This is a genomic window from Ruegeria sp. YTSA108, assembly GCF_059610185.1.
Genome location: NZ_JBXWND010000010.1, coordinates 118,594 through 136,450, shown reverse-complemented (window position 1 = coordinate 136,450; position 17,857 = coordinate 118,594). Strand labels below are relative to the sequence as shown.

Below are 17,857 nucleotides of genomic sequence, written 5' to 3'. Positions count from 1 at the left end.
GGAATAACGGGATCTGATATGACACATATCCTTGTAACCGGCGGTGCCGGATATATCGGATCCCATGCCTGCAAGGCGCTGGCGCTGGCCGGGTACACACCTGTCACCTATGACAACCTGATCACCGGTTGGCAGGACGCGGTCAAATTTGGCCCGTTCGCACAGGGTGATCTGCTGGACCGGGCGCGGTTGGATGAGGTTTTTGCCAAGTATCAGCCCGCTGCCGTGATGCATTTCGCCGCGCTCAGCCAGGTGGGTGAGGCGATGTCCGAACCCGGAAGATATTGGGCGAACAATGTCACCGGTTCGCTGACCCTGATCGAGGCCGCCGTGGCGGCTGGATGTCTGGATTTCGTGTTTTCGTCGACCTGCGCCACCTATGGTGAACATGACAATGTGGTCCTCGACGAAAACACCCCGCAAAATCCACTGAACGCTTACGGCGCCTCCAAACGCGCGATCGAGGATATCCTGCGTGATTTCCAGGCCGCTCACGGGATGAACCACGTGATTTTTCGCTACTTCAACGTGGCTGGCGCCGATCCGGACGGAGAGGTAGGCGAATTCCACCGCCCCGAGACCCATCTGGTTCCGCTGATGTTGGATGCGATTGACGGCAAGCGCGACGGGCTGACTGTGTTCGGAACCGACTATGACACGGCTGATGGCACCTGTATCCGCGATTACGTGCATGTCTGCGATCTGGTTGACGCGCATGTTCTGGGGCTGCGCTGGCTGGAACAGGGCAAAGGCAGTCGCGTTTTCAATCTGGGCACCGGGTCCGGCTTTTCGGTGATGGAGGTGATCGAACAGTCGAAATCCGTCACCAATCGCGCGGTGCCCTATACAATCGGTCCACGCCGCGCCGGAGATTGCACCAAGCTGGTTTCGGGCTCGGACCGGGCCGGGCAAGAACTGGGCTGGTCCCCCAAAAGGTCCGTGTTAGAGACGATGATTGCCGATGCCTGGCGCTGGCATCAGAACGGGCATTACGACAGATGAGGGCCGCGTGAGCGATACCATGCCGCCAATCGGATGGGTGCAACGCTATCGCTTGCGCCTGAAACGCAGGCGGCTGTTGTGGCGATCCTTTCGCAGCCGCCATCAGTTAACCCAACTGGTCGACCGAACCGACCAGATACGCCCGGGTGCGATACTGGTCTTTACCACCCTGCGAAATGAAATCACGCGCCTGCCCTGGTATTTCCATCACTACCGGTCGCTGGGCGTTGATCATTTTCTGATCGTGGACAACGGCAGCGTTGATGGCTCGGTCGCATATCTGAAAGATCAACCGGATGTATCCCTGTGGCAAACCGATGCCAGCTATCGCGCCTCACGATACGGGCTGGATTGGCTGACCTGGCTACAGATGCGATTTGGTCACGGCCATTGGACTTTGATGGTGGATGCGGATGAGTTGCTTATCTATCCCGAATGGGACAGCCATCCGCTGCAGGATTTGACCCAACAGCTAGAGGCACAGGGGCGCGACGCTTTCGGAGCCTTGATGTTGGACCTGTACCCCAAAGAACAGCTCGGCACACAGCCCTATGACCCCGGGACCGACCCGACCGAAGTTTTGGGCTGGTTTGATCCAGGCCCGTTGCGCGCCAAACGGCAATCGCCGCTGGGCAATCTCTGGGTTCAGGGCGGTGCACGGGAGCGCGTGTTTTTTGCTGACCGGCCCGAGCGGTCACCAACTTTGAACAAAATACCGCTGGTACGCTGGTCGCGGCACTATGCTTACGTGAACTCCTGCCATTCCGCCCTGCCCCGAGGTTTGAACGCCACATATGACGGACCGGGGAGCCACGGCCCTTCAGGCGTGTTACTGCACACAAAGTTCCTGCCCGAGGTGGTCATCAAATCAAGAATCGAGAAAACCCGAGCGCAGCATTTTCACGACCCGGCGGAGTTCGACAGCTATTATGACGGCATAATTAACCGCCCGATCATGTGGGATCCACAATCGGTGGAATATATCGGATGGCGCCAACTGTGTGAGCTTGGCTTGATGGGCAAAACTGACTGGAAAAACAACGTTTCGGACTAACTACTTTTAAATGCGTTGCTTCATTAGATGGTAAAGTGGCATAAAATGGCATTCGCCCGGCTCCACTCTGGCTTGTTCAGGCCCCGGGTATGCTCGCGTATAAACAAAGGTTGGGCAGTCGCGTGAGCCTGTTGGATTCATACCGAATGAGATTGCGGCGCAAGCGCCGCCTGTTGCGTTGCGTTCGCAAACGGCGCGAATTAGAAGCGGTTTCCGACAAAACCAACGCCATTCAACCCGGTGACATCCTGTTGATGAGCGTGGTGCGAAACGAAAAAATCCGCCTGCCCTATTTTCTGGAATATTACCGAAAACTTGGCGTTGATCGCTTTTTGTTTGTGGACAACAACAGCGACGACGGCACCCGCAAGTTTCTGAGTAGTCAGCCGGACGTATCGGTCTGGCAGTCCAACGGCAGCTATAAGCGGGCCACATATGGCACTGATTGGTCGAACTATCTGCTGCGCAAATACGCCGATGGGCACTGGGTTCTGACGGTCGATCCGGATGAGTTCTTCATCTATCCGTTCTGCGACACGCGGCCCATTCGTGCCCTGACCGACTGGCTTGATGGCTGTGCCGTCCGCAGTTTCGGCACCATGCTGATCGACATGTACCCGCAGGGCCCGGTAGATGCCGAACCCTATCGTGAAGGGCAAGACCCCTTCGAAATTGCCCGTTGGTTCGATGCCGGGAATTATGTGATCAGCAAAAACCCTGAATACGGGAATCTCTGGATACAGGGTGGGCCGCGCGCCCGTGTCTTTTTCCGCCAGGCTCCGGAAAAGGCGCCTGCGTTGAACAAGATACCGCTGGTCAAGTGGGACCGTCGGTATGTCTATGTCAGTTCGACCCATTCGCTGCTGCCACGCGGGCTGAACCAAGTCTATGACGATTGGGGTGGCGAAAAAACCAGCGGGGCGTTGCTGCATGCCAAGCTGATCAACACCTTGGGCGACAAGGCACATGAAGAGATGGAGCGGCGTCAGCACTATCGCGGGTCCGGCGAATATCGCGCCTATGCCGAAGGGCTGAACGACCGTCCGGTGTTTTGGTGCGACTGGTCCGAGGCTTATATAAACTGGCGACAGCTTGAGATTCTTGGCCTCATGTCGAAAGGGAACTGGGCATGAGCAGCCTTGGCGTCATCATGCTGGTGCATGCCGCGCTTCCAAGGGCGCAACAGGTCGCGCGCCATTGGGCGGCATCCGGCTGCCCGGTGGTGATCCATGTCGACCGCAAGGTTGCGGACACTGTTTTTGATGACTTTGTAGCCTCCTGTGCGGACGAACCTCTGATCCGGTTCTCGGAGCGCCACACCTGCAACTGGGGCGGTTGGGGCATTGTTGCAGCCTCGCAATCAGCGGCTGAACTGATGCTGAAGGCCTTTCCCGATGTACACCATATCTTTCTGGCCTCGGGCGCCTGCCTGCCGCTACGGCCCGTCGATGAGCTGGTCACATATCTAGCGGAACGGCCCCGTGTCGACTTTATCGAAAGCGCGACAACAGCTGATGTAAGCTGGACGATTGGCGGACTGGATCAGGAACGATTTACGCTGAGATTTCCGTTCTCGTGGCGTAAACAGCGCAAATTGTTCGACGCTTACGTAAAGCTACAGCGGACCATCGGAATCCGACGGTCGATACCCGAAGGTCTGGTGCCACATATGGGCAGTCAATGGTGGTGCCTGACCCGTCAAACGCTGTCGGCCATTCTGCAAGATCCCAAACGCAAAACATATGACCGCTATTTCCGGCGCGTCTGGATTCCCGACGAAAGCTATTTTCAGACCCTAACCCGGCTTTATTCAACACATATCGAAAGTCGCTCCCTGACGCTGTCCAAATTTGATTATCAAGGTCGCCCGCATATCTTTTATGACGATCATCTTCAGCTATTGCGACGGTCGGACTGTTTTGTAGCACGCAAGATCTGGCCCCAGGCCAATCGGCTTTATCAGGCGTTTCTGACCAACCAGGCACAGGCGATGAAGCCTACAGAACCCAACCCGGGCAAGATCGACCGGTTATTCTCGAAAGCGGTCGAGCGCAGGACCCGAGGCCGGGATGGCCTGTATATGCAAAGCCGCTTTCCCCGCCACGGCAGCGAAAACGGACTGACGTCGTTCCCCTATTCGGTATTCCAGGGGTTTACCGAACTGTTCGCAGATTTCGAGCCCTGGCTATCGGAAGCCACCGGAACAAAGGTCCACGGTCACCTCTTCGGTCCCGAACGTGCGGAATTCGCCGGCGGAGCGCCTTTGGTCAACGGCGCACTAAGCGATTGTGCCAGCCTGCGGGACTATAATCCTACGGCGTTTTTGTCGAACTTGATCTGGAATACTCGGGGCGAGAAGCAGTGCTTTCAATTTGGCCCCACGGATACGCAGGACATCAACTGGTTTCTGGCGCGCGACAGAAATGCGCAGATTTCCGTTGTCACAGGCGCCTGGGCCATTCCACTGTTCCGTTCGAATGGAAATTTCGCGGATATCCGTAACGAAGCCGCCCGCCTGCAACAAATCGAGACCAAACAGCTTGAGGTTTTAACTTCGGTCTGGACCAAGGCCAAAGTGCGCACCTGGTCGCTGGCCGAGTTTGTGGAATCTCCGATGGAGCCTCTGCAATCAATTCTGGAAGAAACCGGATCCCAGAATCCCAGCCACCTGACCCAAGCCCCTACAATGGTCGACCTGTCCGGGTTCGGGAAGTTCCTGCAAAACCTGAAGAACCAGGGTATGCACCCTTATCTTATGGGAGATTTTCCAGCCGATGACATTTTTGGCCGGCAACTCAGGCCTTATCGAAAACCATATCTGGTGCAATAGCGTTTCATGTCATCCAAATTCGACTATTTCGTAATACTTGCCGCCATGCGGACCGGATCGAACCTGCTTGAGGCAAATCTGAACGCATTGGAAGGTGTCTCCAGCCATGGTGAGGCCTTCAATCCTCATTTCATTGGCAGGCTAAAGGGGGACAGCCTGCTGGGCGTCACTCTCGAAGAACGCGACAATGACCCTAAAACCCTGCTGAACGCCATCCGATCAGCTGACGGTGAAATGAACGGGTTTCGCTTTTTCCAGGGCCACGATCCGCGTGTGTTAGAGCCTGTTTTGGATGACCCGAGTTGCGCCAAGATCATTCTGACGCGCAACCCTCTGGACAGCTATATCTCATTGAAGATCGCGCGCGAGACCAAGCAATGGCAGCTGAAAAACGTCAAACGGCGGCGCACCGAGCAGATCGCCTTCAACCCTCGTGAGTTCGAAACCTATCTGGACCAGCAACAGGCCTTTCAACTGACTTTGCTGCATCATCTTCAGGCCAGCGGGCAAACCGCCTTTTTCATCGCTTACGACGATCTGAACCGGCTCGAAAGCCTGAACGGCCTGGCGGCCTGGCTTGGGGTATCGGGCCGGTTGACCACGATCGACGACACGCTCAAACCCCAGAACCCTGAGCCGGCCTTGTCCAAGGTGACAAACCCTGATGAGACCGAACAGGCCTTGTCGCGCATCGACAGCTTCAGCCTGCACAGAACTCCGAATTTTGAACCCCGGCGTGGCGCGGCCGTTGCGACCTATGTCGCCACGCCGAAAACCCCGTTAATGTATCTGCCCGTGCGGAGCGGCATCGAAGGGGTTGTGAAGCAATGGATGGCTGCGCTTGATTCAATCAGTGCGGATGACCTGATCACTGATCAAAACCGCAAAAAGACCCGCCAGTGGTTACAGGATCATCCGGGGCATCGCAAATTCACCGTGGTGCGGCACCCGCTGGTACGCGCACATTCGGCCTTTTGTTCCTATATCCTCAGCACCGAGCCCGGCGCCTATCTGAAAATCCGCAATATGCTGCGCAACCGGTTCAAGCTTCCGATCCCCGGACAGTTACGCGCTGAAAACTACCCCATCGAGCAGCATTATGAGGCATTCTCGGCTTTTCTGACCTTCCTGCGGCAAAACCTGGCGGGACAAACCCCTGTGCGCGTTGACGGCGTTTGGTGCAGTCAGGCGCAGGTGTTGGAGGGCGTAGTCGGTTTTGCCCTGCCGGATCTAATCCTGCGCGAGGAAGAAATTGCAACTGCCCTGCCGAATCTGGCGCGGCGGCTGGGTCATGACAGCCCGCCCGCGCCCGGCAATACCAGACCAGATATCCCGTTTTCACTGAGCGATATCTATGACACCAAACTTGAGGCGCTGGCGGCCGAAACCTACCAGCGCGACTATATGCAATTCGGGTTTGACGTCTGGAAGCCGGCTACGGGCGCAGCGTAATCACTGTGCCGCGATTCACCATCGCATAGATCTCTTCGATCTCTTCATTCTTGACAGCGATGCACCCTGCCGTCCAATCCGATTGCTTCTTGGCTCGCTTTTTCTCGGACCGGGTTTTCGGCTCGCCGTGGATGAAAATGTCACCGCCCGGATCAACGCCCGCAGCCTTGGCCTCTGCGATATCCTTCGAATCCGGATAGGAAATCCCCAGCGACAGGTGATAGCGGCTTTTGGGATTGCGCCGGTCGATCAGATAGGTGCCTTCTGGCGTGCGGCCGTCGCCGCGTTTTGTTTTGGTGCCATTGGGGGCAAAGCCAAGATCGACCTTATATTCCTTGAGGACATGTTCATTGTGCAGAAGATAAAGCTTCCGCGCGCTTTTGTTGATGACCATAGAGGTCACCTCGGGGCCATCATAGGCCAGAAATCTGGGGTTGGCCGAGGCGCAGGCCGAAAGACCCAGCGTAGCCACAGCACCCATTCCAAATGCTCGACGATCCATGTTTAATGCCTGCTTCTGCTTTTTTTTGTGATTATGCCAGAAATCCAGAAAACTGAAATCACTTTTTGCTGTTCGACTGCTCAAGCAAACGGCGTTCGATGGATTCCAGCCTTTCCAGCACCTCATCACGATAGGCATCGGTTTTCACCTCATCCTCGGCGTGATGGGCATCCTGCATTGAATTCACAATCAGACCAACCAACAGGTTCACCACTGCAAATGTCGTAACCATGATGAATGGCACAAAGAATATCCACGCATAGGGATAAACCTCCATCACCGGGCGCACGATGCCCATGGACCAGCTTTCCAGCGTCATGATCTGGAACAACGTATAGGCCGACAGGCCCAAATCGCCAAACCAGTCCGGGAATGTGCCCGAGAACAGCTTGGTCGAGATTACCGCGCCGATGTAAAACAGAATCGCCATCAGCAGGAAAACGCTGGCCATACCCGGCAAGGCCGAGATGAAACCCTCGACCACCCGGCGCAGCCGTGGTGCGACCGAGATCACCCGCAAGACCCGCAGGATCCGCAAGGCCCGCAGCACCGACAGACCGCCGGCGCTTGGGATCAGAGCGATGCCAACAACGATGAAGTCAAACAGGTTCCAACCATTGGTAAAGAACCGGCGCCCTGTGGCGACCAGTTTCATCGCAATCTCGGCCACGAAAATCGTTAGGCAAAGGCTGTCCAACACCACGATCAAGGGACCCGCGGCCTCCATCAGCGTCGGTGAGGTTTCCATGCCGAGCAGGATGGCGTTGAAGATGATGACACCTGTGATGAACCGACCGAAGGTCGGGTTTTCAGTGATATCATGCAGGCGCTGGGCAAGCCCCATTCTGAAACTCTCCTGTTTGGTCATGATGCGGGGTTCAGTGCAAACCGCGCGGCAAGTTCCGTGTGTGACGACCATCGAAATTGGTCCACCACCTGTACCCATTCAAGGGTATAGCCTGCGTTAATCAGGTTTTTTGCATCCCGCGCAAAGGTCACGGGGTTGCATGAGACATAGGCGATGACCGGGGGCAGCGCTTGCGCCAGCTCGGCCACCTGCGCCTCGGCCCCGGCGCGGGGCGGGTCCAGGACAACCGCGTCAAAGTTCTTCAGCTCATCAGGCATCAATGGGCGGCGGTACAGGTCGCGCGCCTCGGTCGTGACCCGTTTCAGACCTTGCGCGCGACGCCAGCCTTGATCCAGAGCGGTGGTCATCAGGGCCTCACCCTCAACCGCGTGTACTTCGGCGTCCTCGGCCAGTGGCAATGAGAATGTCCCGCAACCCGCAAACAGGTCCACAACCCGCTTGGCGCCCTTGGTTGCCTGCAGAACTGCCTGTAATAGAGCCTGTTCTCCGTCCTTCGTGGCCTGCAGGAATGCCCCTGGAGGCGGCACGACAGCCGCCACGCCAAATCGCTGAATCGGGGCGTGACGCGAGGCGATCACCTCGCCATCCCAGCTGAGCCGCGCAAGCCCATGTGCCTCGGTCGCCTGTGCCAGGGCCAGTTCCAATGGACCGTCCAGCGGTTTGCCGCCTTTGACGGCGACATCCAAACCGCCATCAGAAAGGGTCAGCGTGACCGCCAGCGCCCCTTTGCGGCTACCACCCAAAACGGCAAGCGCCTCGGCCACGGGGACGGCTGCAATCAGGGCCGGATCAAGCAGATGACAATCAGAGATTTCGGTAATCGTGTCTGAGGCACGGCCATGAAACCCGGCCATAGTGCCTTTTTTGGTCCGTCGAACCGCAATCGTAGCCCGTCGCCGTGATCGTTCCGGCGAGGTATGGATCGGCCGCATCGGGGCATCGAGCCCCTGCGCGGCCAGCGCGTTGCGCACGACCTCAACCTTCCAATCAGCAACGAAATCATCCGCGGCATGCTGTAGCTGACATCCGCCGCAGGCTTTGTAGTGCCGGCACGGTGCTTTGACCCGCTGGTCCGAGGGGGTCTCGACCCGAATGTCGCTCAGCACTTGACCAACCAATATCCCGCTGACCACCTCCCCCGGCAAGGTGCGGGGGGCGTAGATCGGTCCAGCGGCGATGCCGTCGCCCTGATGACCAAGGCGTAAAATGCTGTAATGCTGCGTCATGAGGGCCTGATAGCTGGGCTTTACCCACAACAAAACCCTTATTCGGCGGCGGCGGCCTGAATAAACCCGCCCGATTGGCGATCCCAGAACCGGGCATAAAGCCCGCCCTGCTCCAGCAAGTCGTCATGGCTTCCCATTTCAACGATCTGCCCTTGATCCAGAACGACAATCCGGTCCATCTCGCTTAGCGTCGACAGCCGATGTGCAATCGCCAATACCGTTTTGCCCTGCATCACCCGATGCAACGCGGTCTGGATCGAGGCTTCGACCTCGGAATCCAAGGCCGAGGTCGCCTCATCCAGCACCAGAATCGGCGCGTTTTTCAGGATGGCGCGTGCAAGCGCAATCCGCTGCCGCTGACCGCCGCTCAGTTTGACGCCGCGCTCGCCCAGATGCGCATCATAGCCCTTGCGACCATGGGCATCCCGCAGGCCAAGGATAAATTCATGCGCCTCGGCCTTTTGCGCCGCGGCGATCATATCGTCTTCCAAGGCATCAGGGCGGCCATATAGGATATTCTCGCGCGCCGAGCGGTTGAACATCGCAGTTTCCTGCGTGACCATTCCGATTTGACTGCGCAGACTGTCCTGCGTCACCTGTGACACATCCTGCCCATCAATCCGAATTGCGCCGTTTTCCCCTTCATAGAGCCTGAGTAGAAGCGAAACGAGCGTAGATTTCCCCGCACCCGATGCCCCGACGATACCCAGCTTTTCGCCAGGATGTACGGTCATGTGCACGTCGGTCACGCCGCCGATGTCACCGCCATAAGCAAAGCTGACATGGTTAAACTCGATCTGACCTTCTGGCACGCTCAGCCTAGCTGCCCCTGCCGCATCCTCGACCCGGTCACGCTTGGCAAGCGTCTTCATGCCATTCTCGATCTCACCAACATTGGCATAAAGCCCCATCAGCGTGAAACTGACCCAGCCTGTCATCTGCGAAATTCGCACGGACATCGCGCCCGCCGCAACGATATCACCAGCGCTGGCCATCCCGGACCGCCACAGCAGCAAGGTCACCCCCAGCAGCAGCACGGGCAACACCCCGGCCAGAACCATCAGTATGAACCTAAAACTGGCGGAGAGCTTGCCAAAGGCCAGCATCTTGTGGCGCAGATCGACCATCGAGTTTCGGGCCGCCTGATCCTCGAACTCGGAATGGGCGAACAGCTTGACGGTTTTGATATTGGTGATCGTGTCGACCACCTGCCCCGACACCATCGCCCGCGCCCCGGCCCGCGCCGCTGAGCGTGCCCGGATGCGTGGCAAATACCAGCGGATCAGCAGGAAATACACCGCCAACCAGGCGGCGAAGGGCAGCATGACCAGCAGATGAATAGACCCTAACAAAAGCAAAGTCCCTGCCAAAGACGCCAGCGCAAATACCATTGCGCTTATCGTCTCGGACACGACCGAGGCCATCGCGTTCGAAGTTTGCATCTGTTTCTGAGCGATCCGCCCGGCAAAATCGTCGTCGAAATAGGTCACAGACTGACCCAAAGTCCACCGGTTCAGCTTGGCCAGAACCAGGGGCGGGATATTGGGCATGACAATATAGTTGTTGGAAAAGGCCGAAAGACCAAACAGCGCCGGTCGCAGCAGCATGAAAAATGCGGCGACCCCTCCAATTATCCAAAGATTGTCCGCCGTCAGAACCCCATCCGGCCGGCTTTCATTTGCCATGTCGATCACCAGACCCAGCATCCAGGCGGTTCCGGCCTCCATCGCCCCGGCAGAGGCCGAAAACACGGAGGCGACAAGGATCATCGGCCAAGCTCCGGACAGGCACCAGCGAATGAACGCCCCCAGCCTTTGCGGCGGGGGCGTTTCGGTGGGTTTGAACGGATCTATGAGATCGGCAAGTTTCACTCAGCTGCCTCCGTGTTCAGGAAGCCCCCAGATTGCCGTGCCCAGAACTGGGCGTAAAGCCCGCCCTGTGACAGCAATTCGGAATGGGTGCCCTGCTCGACGATCCGGCCGCCATCCATCACTAGGATGCGATCCATTTGGGCAATGGTGCTGAGGCGGTGGGCAATCGCGATCACGGATTTGCCCTGCATCATGCCATAGAGCGTTTCCTGAATCGATGCTTCGACCTCGGAATCCAGCGCCGAGGTCGCCTCATCCAGCAACAGGATCGGCGCGTCCTTCAGGATCACCCGCGCCAGCGTCACCCGCTGCCGCTGACCACCTGACAACTTCACGCCCCGCTCGCCCACATGCGCATCATAGCCGGTACGCCCCTTCGGGTCCTGCAGGTCAAGGATGAACTCATGCGCCTCGGCCTGTTTGGCCGCGGCAATCATCTGCTCTTCGGAAGCCTCGGGGCGGCCATAGAGGATATTGTCGCGCACCGAGCGGTGCAGCAACGCGCTGTCCTGTTGCACCATACCGATATGGAAGCGCAAGCTGTCCTGAGTGACCCGGGCAATGTCCTGATCGTCGATCAAAATGGCCCCCTGCTCCACATCGTAGAACCGAAGTAGGAGCTTAACTAGGGTCGACTTACCAGCTCCCGACCGTCCGATCAGACCGATCTTTTCGCCCGGCTCGATGGTCAGGTTGATATGGTCCAGCCCGCCGGTCTTGCGACCGTAATGATGCGACAGATCACGAACCTCGATCTTGCCGTTGGACAGATGCAGGGGTTTGGCCTGCGGCGCATCCAACAGGTCGATCGGCTGAGCGATCGTCTCCATACCTTCGGCAACGACACCAAGCTGGCGGAAAAAACTGGTCAGCGCCCACATGATCCATCCGGTCATCGCGTTCAGGCGCAGGGTCAGGGCTGTGGCCGCCGCGACCACACCGACCGTAGCACTGCCCTGCATCCACAGAGCAATCGCCCAGCCAACCACACCAACGATCAGCAACCCATTCAATGCAACCAGAACCGCATCCATGATGGTGAAAATCCGCATCTCAGCCTGAAAGGTACGGCGGGTTTCCTCGATCGCTTCGCGCGCATAATCCAGTTCCTGTGCCCCATGGGCAAACATCTTTACGGAATGGATATTGGTATAGCTATCCACAACCCGGCCCGTTACGGCCGAGCGCGCGTCTGAGGCCGCCTTCGAAGCCGGCCCCACCCGCTGCACCGTCCAATGCACCAGAAACCCATACAGCACGAGCCAGATCAACAACGGCAACAGCAGCCGGGCATCAGCCGTCATCAACAAAATAGCTGCGCCGATCAGGTATGCCAGCGAGAAGGAAATCGCATCAAACACCTGAAACACGGCCTCACCCGCAGCGGGCGGCGTCTGCATGATCCGGTTGGCAATGCGGCCTGCAAAATCATTCTCGAACCAGCCCACCGATTGCCGCAACACGTGCTTATGCGCGCGCCAACGGATCAGAGTGCCAAAATTCGGCAGGATCGTGTTGTTCAGCAACAGCACGTCAACGACATGCAGCATGGGTCGCAGCAGCAGCACAAAAAGCGCCACCAGGATCAGTTCCGTACTATGGGTCTGCCAAACTTCGTCCGGCGGGGCGGACAGCAAGTCAACAACGCGACCCATATAATAGATCAGACCGACCTCAACCGCGGCCACCACGACCGAAATCAATCCGGCCCAGAAGAACACCCGCATAAAAGGGCGGGAATAGTTCAACATAAAGGGCCACAGCCGTGTCGGCGGCGTGTCGGTTTCTTCGTAGTCGACAAAAGGGTCGACTAGATTTTCGAAATAGCGAAACATAGAGAGTGCTCCGATTGAGCAGAAAACAAGTCATGCGAAAAAAGATGGCGCCAGAACACCACCCCTACGGGTCAAGTGTTATGGCTTTAGCCGAACCAGATCCCGTAATACATTCGCATCCCTCCATTCATGTAACAGGCGCAAGAAAACACAAACGATCCGGCTTGTCATCCCTTTTTGAGACTTCAATTTACTCGACCAGCAACTCGGTGCGCGTCAGGGTGAAACCCGAGGCGATCCAGCGCGCCTCAAGCTCGGCCAGTTTCTTGCCCAGCGCCGGGCCGGTAAAGTCAGGGATCAGGTCAGCGGCCCGCACGGGAAAATCCGCTGCCGCCCCGTCCCGGAGCGCTTGCCGCTTATCCTCGGACCAGGGCTGTTCCAACAAAGCACAACGCAGGAGAACTTCGTGCAGGCCGTCCTCTTCACCATAACGGAACCCAAGCTCGGCAGTGCCCGCGGTTCCCGCGGCCTCATCCCGCATCCGTGTCAGGCGTTGGATCTGGGCCTTGCTCAGACGCAGGGTCTGGGCAATCTCAGGCGTGGCGATGGAGGAAAGTCGCCGGACCGGCTCGGGCTTTGCCCCAGCCTGCTGTTCCAAGGCGATCAGCGGGGCAAGTGATCGATCCTCAACCCCCGGCAATATCTGTGCCAGAACGCCCGTGCTGCGCATGGCAGCGACCGAAGGCGCAGGGTCAGGCGCGGTCAGCAATTTCATAAACTCGGCCCCAACCCGTTCGCGCGACAGGCCTGCCAATCCGTCCAGATTGGTTGAAATGGCCGACAGAGCTTCGGGATCAAACCCGGCTTCGACATCCCCATACCAGGCGTGAAACCGAAAATAGCGCAGAGACCGCAGATAGTCTTCGCGGATGCGGTGCTGGGCGTTGCCTATGAACCGGACCTTTCGGGCCTTTAGATCGGGCAGTCCATTCAGCGGGTCCAAAAGCGTCCCATCCGGGCGGGCATACAGCGCGTTCATGGTGAAATCGCGCCGGCTGGCATCTTCATCAACATTGTCCGAGAACGCCACAACAGCCCGGCGGCCATCGGTTTCGACATCTCGCCGGAAGGTCGTGATCTCATGCGGGATGCTTTGGCTGACAACGGTTATCGTGCCATGCTCGATCCCAGTCGGAATGGCCTTCAACCCCGCCGCCCGCATCAAATCCAGCACCTGCTGGGGCGGAGCGTCCGTGGCAATATCCAGATCCGAGACCGGCGCCCCCAAAAGCGCGTTGCGGACGCAACCGCCGACGAAAAGCGCCTGAAAACCGGCATCGATCAAAACGGCGCAGACTGTCTGGGTTGCCGGATTTGTAACCCAGCTTTCTGATAGCTTCATCATTCACTCACCCGCGCAGCCAAGCCCCGCAACATCCGGGCCGTAGCCCCCCAGATGTAATAAGGGCCATAGGGCACGGTGAAATAATACCGCCGCTGACCCCGCCAGCGACGCGACTCAACGATATAATTCGCAGGGTTTAGAACATGCGCAAGTGGGACTGAAAAAACTTCGTCAACTTCACCCGGCTCAGGAATTGGGTCGAACCCGTCTCGTAGGATCGCGACAACCGGGGTTACGACAAAAGACGTCACGGTTTCATGGGTAGGCAAATGCCCGAGAATTTCAGGCAAATCCGAGGAAAGGCCAATCTCTTCCTGTGCTTCCCGCAGGGCGGTTGCGGTTACATCCGGATCGGTCTCATCCTGTTTTCCGCCAGGAAAGGCGATCTGGCCGGGATGGTGTTTCAGCGCCGATGAGCGCTTGGTCAAAAGCAGGCGCGGGGCCTCATCCGTTACAAGAATCGGAACCAGAACCCCGGCTGGACGCAGCTTGCGCCCCGCTGGCAAAACCGCATCAGGGTTCAGATCGAAATCACTGGACCCGTTGCCGGGGCGGCTCAGGGCCGCCCGCAGCTGTTCTGTTGGATCAGGCCTCACCGGCATCGAAGCCAACGGTGACGGGGTCCAATACGTAATGGGCACCACAGAACTGACAATCGGCGGTGACCTGGCCCTCGGGGGTTGTCATCTTTTCGATGTCGCGCGCCGAATAGATCGACAGGCTTTGGCGCACGCGCTCTTCCGAGCAGGTGCAGCCGAACTGAACCGATTGCGCATCATAAACCCGTGGCTGTTCCTCATGAAACAGCCGGATCAACAGGTCGGTTGGCGCAATCGAAGGGCCGATCAGCTCAAGGTCATCAACAGTATCCAGAAGGATGTTGACGCGCGCCCAATTTTCACCTTCCTCACCGTCAACCAGATCATCCGCCGACAGAATCTGACCGTCACCCTCTGCATTGGCTACAAATGGTGACGCTTTGGGCATGTGTTGCAGCATGATGCCGCCTGCGCGCCAGTGCTCACCGACGCCAGGTTCAGTTGATTTGCCGAAACTCAGTGAAAACCGCGTCGGCAATTGTTCGGACTGTGCGAAATACGCCTCTGCGCATGCGCTGAGAGAGCCGCCAGCCAGCGGTGTGATCCCCTGGTAAGGCTGCGTGCCCTCGCCCTGGTCAATCATGATGGCGAAATAGCCTTCACCCACCTGATCAAACGGTGTGGAATCGGTCAGGCGGTCCGGGTCAAAACTGGCATAGGCGCGGATGCGGGCCGGTTCGCCCTCGGCCTGCGGAGCGTAGTAATCGGTTGCGATCATCCGCACTGCGCCCTTGGACTGTACCTGCAGCGACAGCTTCCAGCGCAGCGAGACGGTCTGGCCGATCAGAGCAGTCAGCAAGGCCATCTCGGCCACCAAAGCCTCGACCTTTTCGGGATAGTCGTGCTGTTTCAGAATGCCATCCAACACTCCGTCCAGCCGCGCCACACGTCCGCGCATATCCGGTATATCAAGTTGAAAGGGCAGGACGGTGTCGTCCCACGCGATTTTTGTTCCAAGAGACATGGGGTTTCCTTAAACGCCACAGATTGGCATACCGCCAGCATATAGGTCGAAGATTTCGGGTTGTAAGGGGCCATACATGATCAGACGGTTCGGTGAAACCCCACAAGCGGGGCGCAAATACACACGACGTGTGGGTGTATACGCATTGTTGCCTCGAGGACGACATCTGTTGCTGACCTGCCAGACAGAGCCCGGCCCTGATCTACAGTTGCCGGGTGGCGGTATTGACCCAGGCGAATCGCCCATCACCGCCCTGCATCGCGAAGTCTTTGAAGAAACCGGCTGGTTGATTGCCAGCCCGCGGCGGGTCGGCGCCTTTCGCCGTTTCACATACATGCCCGAATATGACCTGTGGGCCGAAAAGGTCTGTTTGATATATCGAGCCCGCCCTGTGCGCCGCATAGGTCCACCTTCAGAGCCATTCCACGAAGCCCTTTGGCTGGACAGTGCGGATGCCGCGCAGATGCTGGGCAACAGCGGCGACCGACATTTCGCTTCGGGACACCTGATGGGGCTTTAAGGCCCGCTGTATTCAAAGAAAACCGCAGATACGTCATCATCCATACCCTGGTCCGGATCCATGGCCTGTGTCAGCCGCCAGAACATATCGTCCAGAAATTCGGGCCCGCTGAGATCGGTGGCACAATCCGTCACCATTCTGCACAGCCCCTCTTCTTCCAGCAGGGATCCATCCGCCATCCGGCATTCCGTGAACCCGTCTGAATATAGCAACAGCTTGTCACCGGGCTTCATGTAGGTATCGGTTCGCTGAAACGTGACATCCGGCAACAGTCCGATGGGCAAACCACCTTGCCCCAGATACTCGGTCCCACCATCCTGTCGCAACAACAGCGGGTGCGGATGCCCTGCCTGCACCATCTTGAGATGTCCGTTTCGCAGGTCAATAATGGCATAGACCATGGTAAAATACTCTTCGACGCCAGCATCGGCCATAAGGCGGGAATTGAGCATCTCTGCCACCTGATCAGGTGGTAGCAATGCGTAAAATTTATCGAACCGCTTTTCCATCGCCACGTTCTGATCGAAATGTTTGCTGGACAGATACCCGCCCAGCCGTGCTGTCATCATCGCCGAGGTGATGCCGTGGCCGGACACATCGATGCTGTAAAACCCCACACGGTTGACCCCCGGTGAAAACATTCCCACCAGATCGCCACCGATATGCCCACAAGGTTTCAGCAACATGCTGATACGCGACCTACCGAAATCACGCGTGAGTTCGGGGACCAGAGATTCCTGTATCTTACGCGCCTGAATCAGGTCCTTGTCGATCGCATCATGGACCACTTTCAGTTCTTCGAGCGCGGTCTCGATCATACGGTTCTTATCAGACAGCTCACGCTGCATATCCAATATCCGCGCGCCCGCAGATATGCGCGCCCGCAATTCATCGGCCTCAAGAGGTTTGATCAGAAAATCATCCGCCCCGGCATCCAGTCCGCGCGCAACCTCCTGCTTTTCGCTTTTTGAAGTCAGAAGGATGAAATAGCTGTATTCGTCATTCTCCAGCGCCCGAAATGCTTGACAGAATTCCAGCCCGCTCATCCCCGGCATGACCCAGTCGCTCAGGACCAGATCGGGGGACATGGCAGCACAGATTTCGATGGCGGCCTCTCCGCTATCGGCCTCGAGCACCTCAAAGCCCCATTTCTTCAGCGAGGCCACAAGGATGCGACGTTGCAGACGACTGTCATCAACGACCAGCACCTTGCGAATCGCACCAAAATCCAGCTCTGCCTTTGTTTCTGCCTGACTGACCTCTGCCACCTGACCCTCAGCTCTGCCACATAATGCGGAACGGGACGACCCTAGCGCACGGCTGTTTAACATCCTGTGAAGGTCGTAAATGCATCCATCTTAACCACGGATTTACCAACGGCCTGTAGTGATAATCGGGTCGTTATCTTTAGGGAAAGGATGGCCATGATCGACTGGTCCAGGGTCAGACAGCTGCGGGACGAGGTCGGCGCCGACGAGTTTGACGAGGTAGTGGAAATCTTTCTCGATGAGGTGCAACAAGGCCTGGAGCATTTGCAGGTCGATGATGATCGGTCTGACTTCGAACAGCATCTACACTCCTTGAAGGGCAGCGCGCTTAGTCTGGGATTCAGGACATTGGCCAGGCTCTGCCAGGATGGTGAGCGCCATTCGGCACAGGGTCAGGCCGCAACCGTCGATATCGCCGAAATAGTCGGCACATTTCGGACCTCAGCAACGGAGTTTCAGGCAGGATTGAACGAGCTCTGAGCGGCGCCGTACAGGCAGCAAACAGGTACACTGGCGATGGG

The 17,857-nt window shown here is 57.7% G+C and carries 16 protein-coding genes; 7 read left to right on the top strand and 9 right to left on the bottom strand.

Going from position 1 to position 17,857, the window contains the following annotated elements:
* Positions 1-18: 18 nt before the first annotated feature.
* The 5 genes from galE to AC2FHW_RS14745 all read left to right on the top strand — a co-directional run bounded on the left by galE (position 19) and on the right by AC2FHW_RS14745 (position 6,338).
* The gene (gene galE, locus AC2FHW_RS14765; protein ID WP_496743392.1) at positions 19-1,002 is read left to right on the top strand and encodes a UDP-glucose 4-epimerase GalE; all 984 of its coding nucleotides are present in this window, start codon (positions 19-21) and stop codon (positions 1,000-1,002) included.
* A gap of 19 nt (positions 1,003-1,021) precedes the next feature.
* Positions 1,022-2,056 (top strand): glycosyltransferase family 2 protein, encoded by a 1,035-nt coding sequence (locus AC2FHW_RS14760; protein WP_496822148.1) that lies wholly within the window; start codon positions 1,022-1,024, stop codon positions 2,054-2,056.
* Positions 2,057-2,202: 146 nt separating this feature from the next.
* Positions 2,203-3,189 (top strand): glycosyltransferase family 2 protein, encoded by a 987-nt coding sequence (locus AC2FHW_RS14755; protein WP_496692617.1) that lies wholly within the window; start codon positions 2,203-2,205, stop codon positions 3,187-3,189.
* Complete coding sequence (locus AC2FHW_RS14750; protein ID WP_496822137.1) at positions 3,186-4,886, top strand: DUF5927 domain-containing protein; 1,701 nt, start codon at positions 3,186-3,188, stop codon at positions 4,884-4,886. The genes AC2FHW_RS14755 and AC2FHW_RS14750 overlap by 4 nt, the downstream gene beginning before the upstream one ends.
* Before the next feature lie 6 nt (positions 4,887-4,892).
* The gene (locus AC2FHW_RS14745) at positions 4,893-6,338 is read left to right on the top strand and encodes a nodulation protein NodH (protein ID WP_282027497.1); all 1,446 of its coding nucleotides are present in this window, start codon (positions 4,893-4,895) and stop codon (positions 6,336-6,338) included.
* On the opposite strand, the gene AC2FHW_RS14740 is transcribed toward AC2FHW_RS14745, so the two are convergent.
* The 8 genes from AC2FHW_RS14740 to hslO all read right to left on the bottom strand — a co-directional run bounded on the left by AC2FHW_RS14740 (position 6,322) and on the right by hslO (position 15,548).
* On the bottom strand, positions 6,322-6,840 hold the full coding sequence (locus AC2FHW_RS14740; RefSeq protein WP_142637369.1) for a L,D-transpeptidase family protein: 519 nt from the start codon (positions 6,838-6,840) through the stop codon (positions 6,322-6,324). The two genes, AC2FHW_RS14745 and AC2FHW_RS14740, sit on opposite strands and share 17 nt — an antisense overlap.
* Before the next feature lie 58 nt (positions 6,841-6,898).
* Positions 6,899-7,684 carry an ion transporter gene (locus AC2FHW_RS14735; protein ID WP_271950705.1) on the bottom strand — a complete coding sequence of 262 codons (786 nt, stop codon included), beginning with the start codon at positions 7,682-7,684 and terminating at the stop codon, positions 6,899-6,901.
* Positions 7,685-7,704: 20 nt separating this feature from the next.
* A complete protein-coding gene (locus AC2FHW_RS14730) occupies positions 7,705-8,934 on the bottom strand; it encodes a class I SAM-dependent RNA methyltransferase (RefSeq protein WP_271950581.1) in 1,230 nt (409 codons plus the stop codon).
* Between the two features lie 38 nt (positions 8,935-8,972).
* Positions 8,973-10,805 carry an ABC transporter ATP-binding protein gene (locus AC2FHW_RS14725; RefSeq protein ID WP_496822135.1) on the bottom strand — a complete coding sequence of 611 codons (1,833 nt, stop codon included), beginning with the start codon at positions 10,803-10,805 and terminating at the stop codon, positions 8,973-8,975.
* Positions 10,802-12,640 carry an ABC transporter ATP-binding protein gene (locus tag AC2FHW_RS14720; protein WP_496822133.1) on the bottom strand — a complete coding sequence of 613 codons (1,839 nt, stop codon included), beginning with the start codon at positions 12,638-12,640 and terminating at the stop codon, positions 10,802-10,804. Before AC2FHW_RS14720 ends, AC2FHW_RS14725 begins: the two co-directional genes overlap by 4 nt.
* Before the next feature lie 190 nt (positions 12,641-12,830).
* Positions 12,831-13,982, bottom strand: coding sequence for a CCA tRNA nucleotidyltransferase (locus AC2FHW_RS14715; protein WP_416383934.1), 1,152 nt, complete (start codon positions 13,980-13,982; stop codon positions 12,831-12,833).
* On the bottom strand, positions 13,982-14,587 hold the full coding sequence (locus tag AC2FHW_RS14710) for a CoA pyrophosphatase (RefSeq protein ID WP_496692611.1): 606 nt from the start codon (positions 14,585-14,587) through the stop codon (positions 13,982-13,984). Before AC2FHW_RS14710 ends, AC2FHW_RS14715 begins: the two co-directional genes overlap by 1 nt.
* A complete protein-coding gene (hslO, locus tag AC2FHW_RS14705) occupies positions 14,571-15,548 on the bottom strand; it encodes an Hsp33 family molecular chaperone HslO (protein WP_496822131.1) in 978 nt (325 codons plus the stop codon). Before hslO ends, AC2FHW_RS14710 begins: the two co-directional genes overlap by 17 nt.
* A 76-nt stretch (positions 15,549-15,624) precedes the next feature.
* Between hslO and AC2FHW_RS14700 the strand changes: the two genes are divergently transcribed.
* The gene (locus AC2FHW_RS14700; RefSeq protein WP_271950593.1) at positions 15,625-16,068 is read left to right on the top strand and encodes an NUDIX hydrolase; all 444 of its coding nucleotides are present in this window, start codon (positions 15,625-15,627) and stop codon (positions 16,066-16,068) included.
* Here the strand turns inward: AC2FHW_RS14700 and AC2FHW_RS14695 are convergent.
* The gene (locus AC2FHW_RS14695; RefSeq protein WP_496690215.1) at positions 16,065-17,336 is read right to left on the bottom strand and encodes a PP2C family protein-serine/threonine phosphatase; all 1,272 of its coding nucleotides are present in this window, start codon (positions 17,334-17,336) and stop codon (positions 16,065-16,067) included. The two genes, AC2FHW_RS14700 and AC2FHW_RS14695, sit on opposite strands and share 4 nt — an antisense overlap.
* 156 nt (positions 17,337-17,492) lie before the next feature.
* Between AC2FHW_RS14695 and AC2FHW_RS14690 the strand changes: the two genes are divergently transcribed.
* Positions 17,493-17,816 carry an Hpt domain-containing protein gene (locus tag AC2FHW_RS14690; RefSeq protein WP_496702884.1) on the top strand — a complete coding sequence of 108 codons (324 nt, stop codon included), beginning with the start codon at positions 17,493-17,495 and terminating at the stop codon, positions 17,814-17,816.
* Positions 17,817-17,857 lie beyond the last annotated feature (41 nt).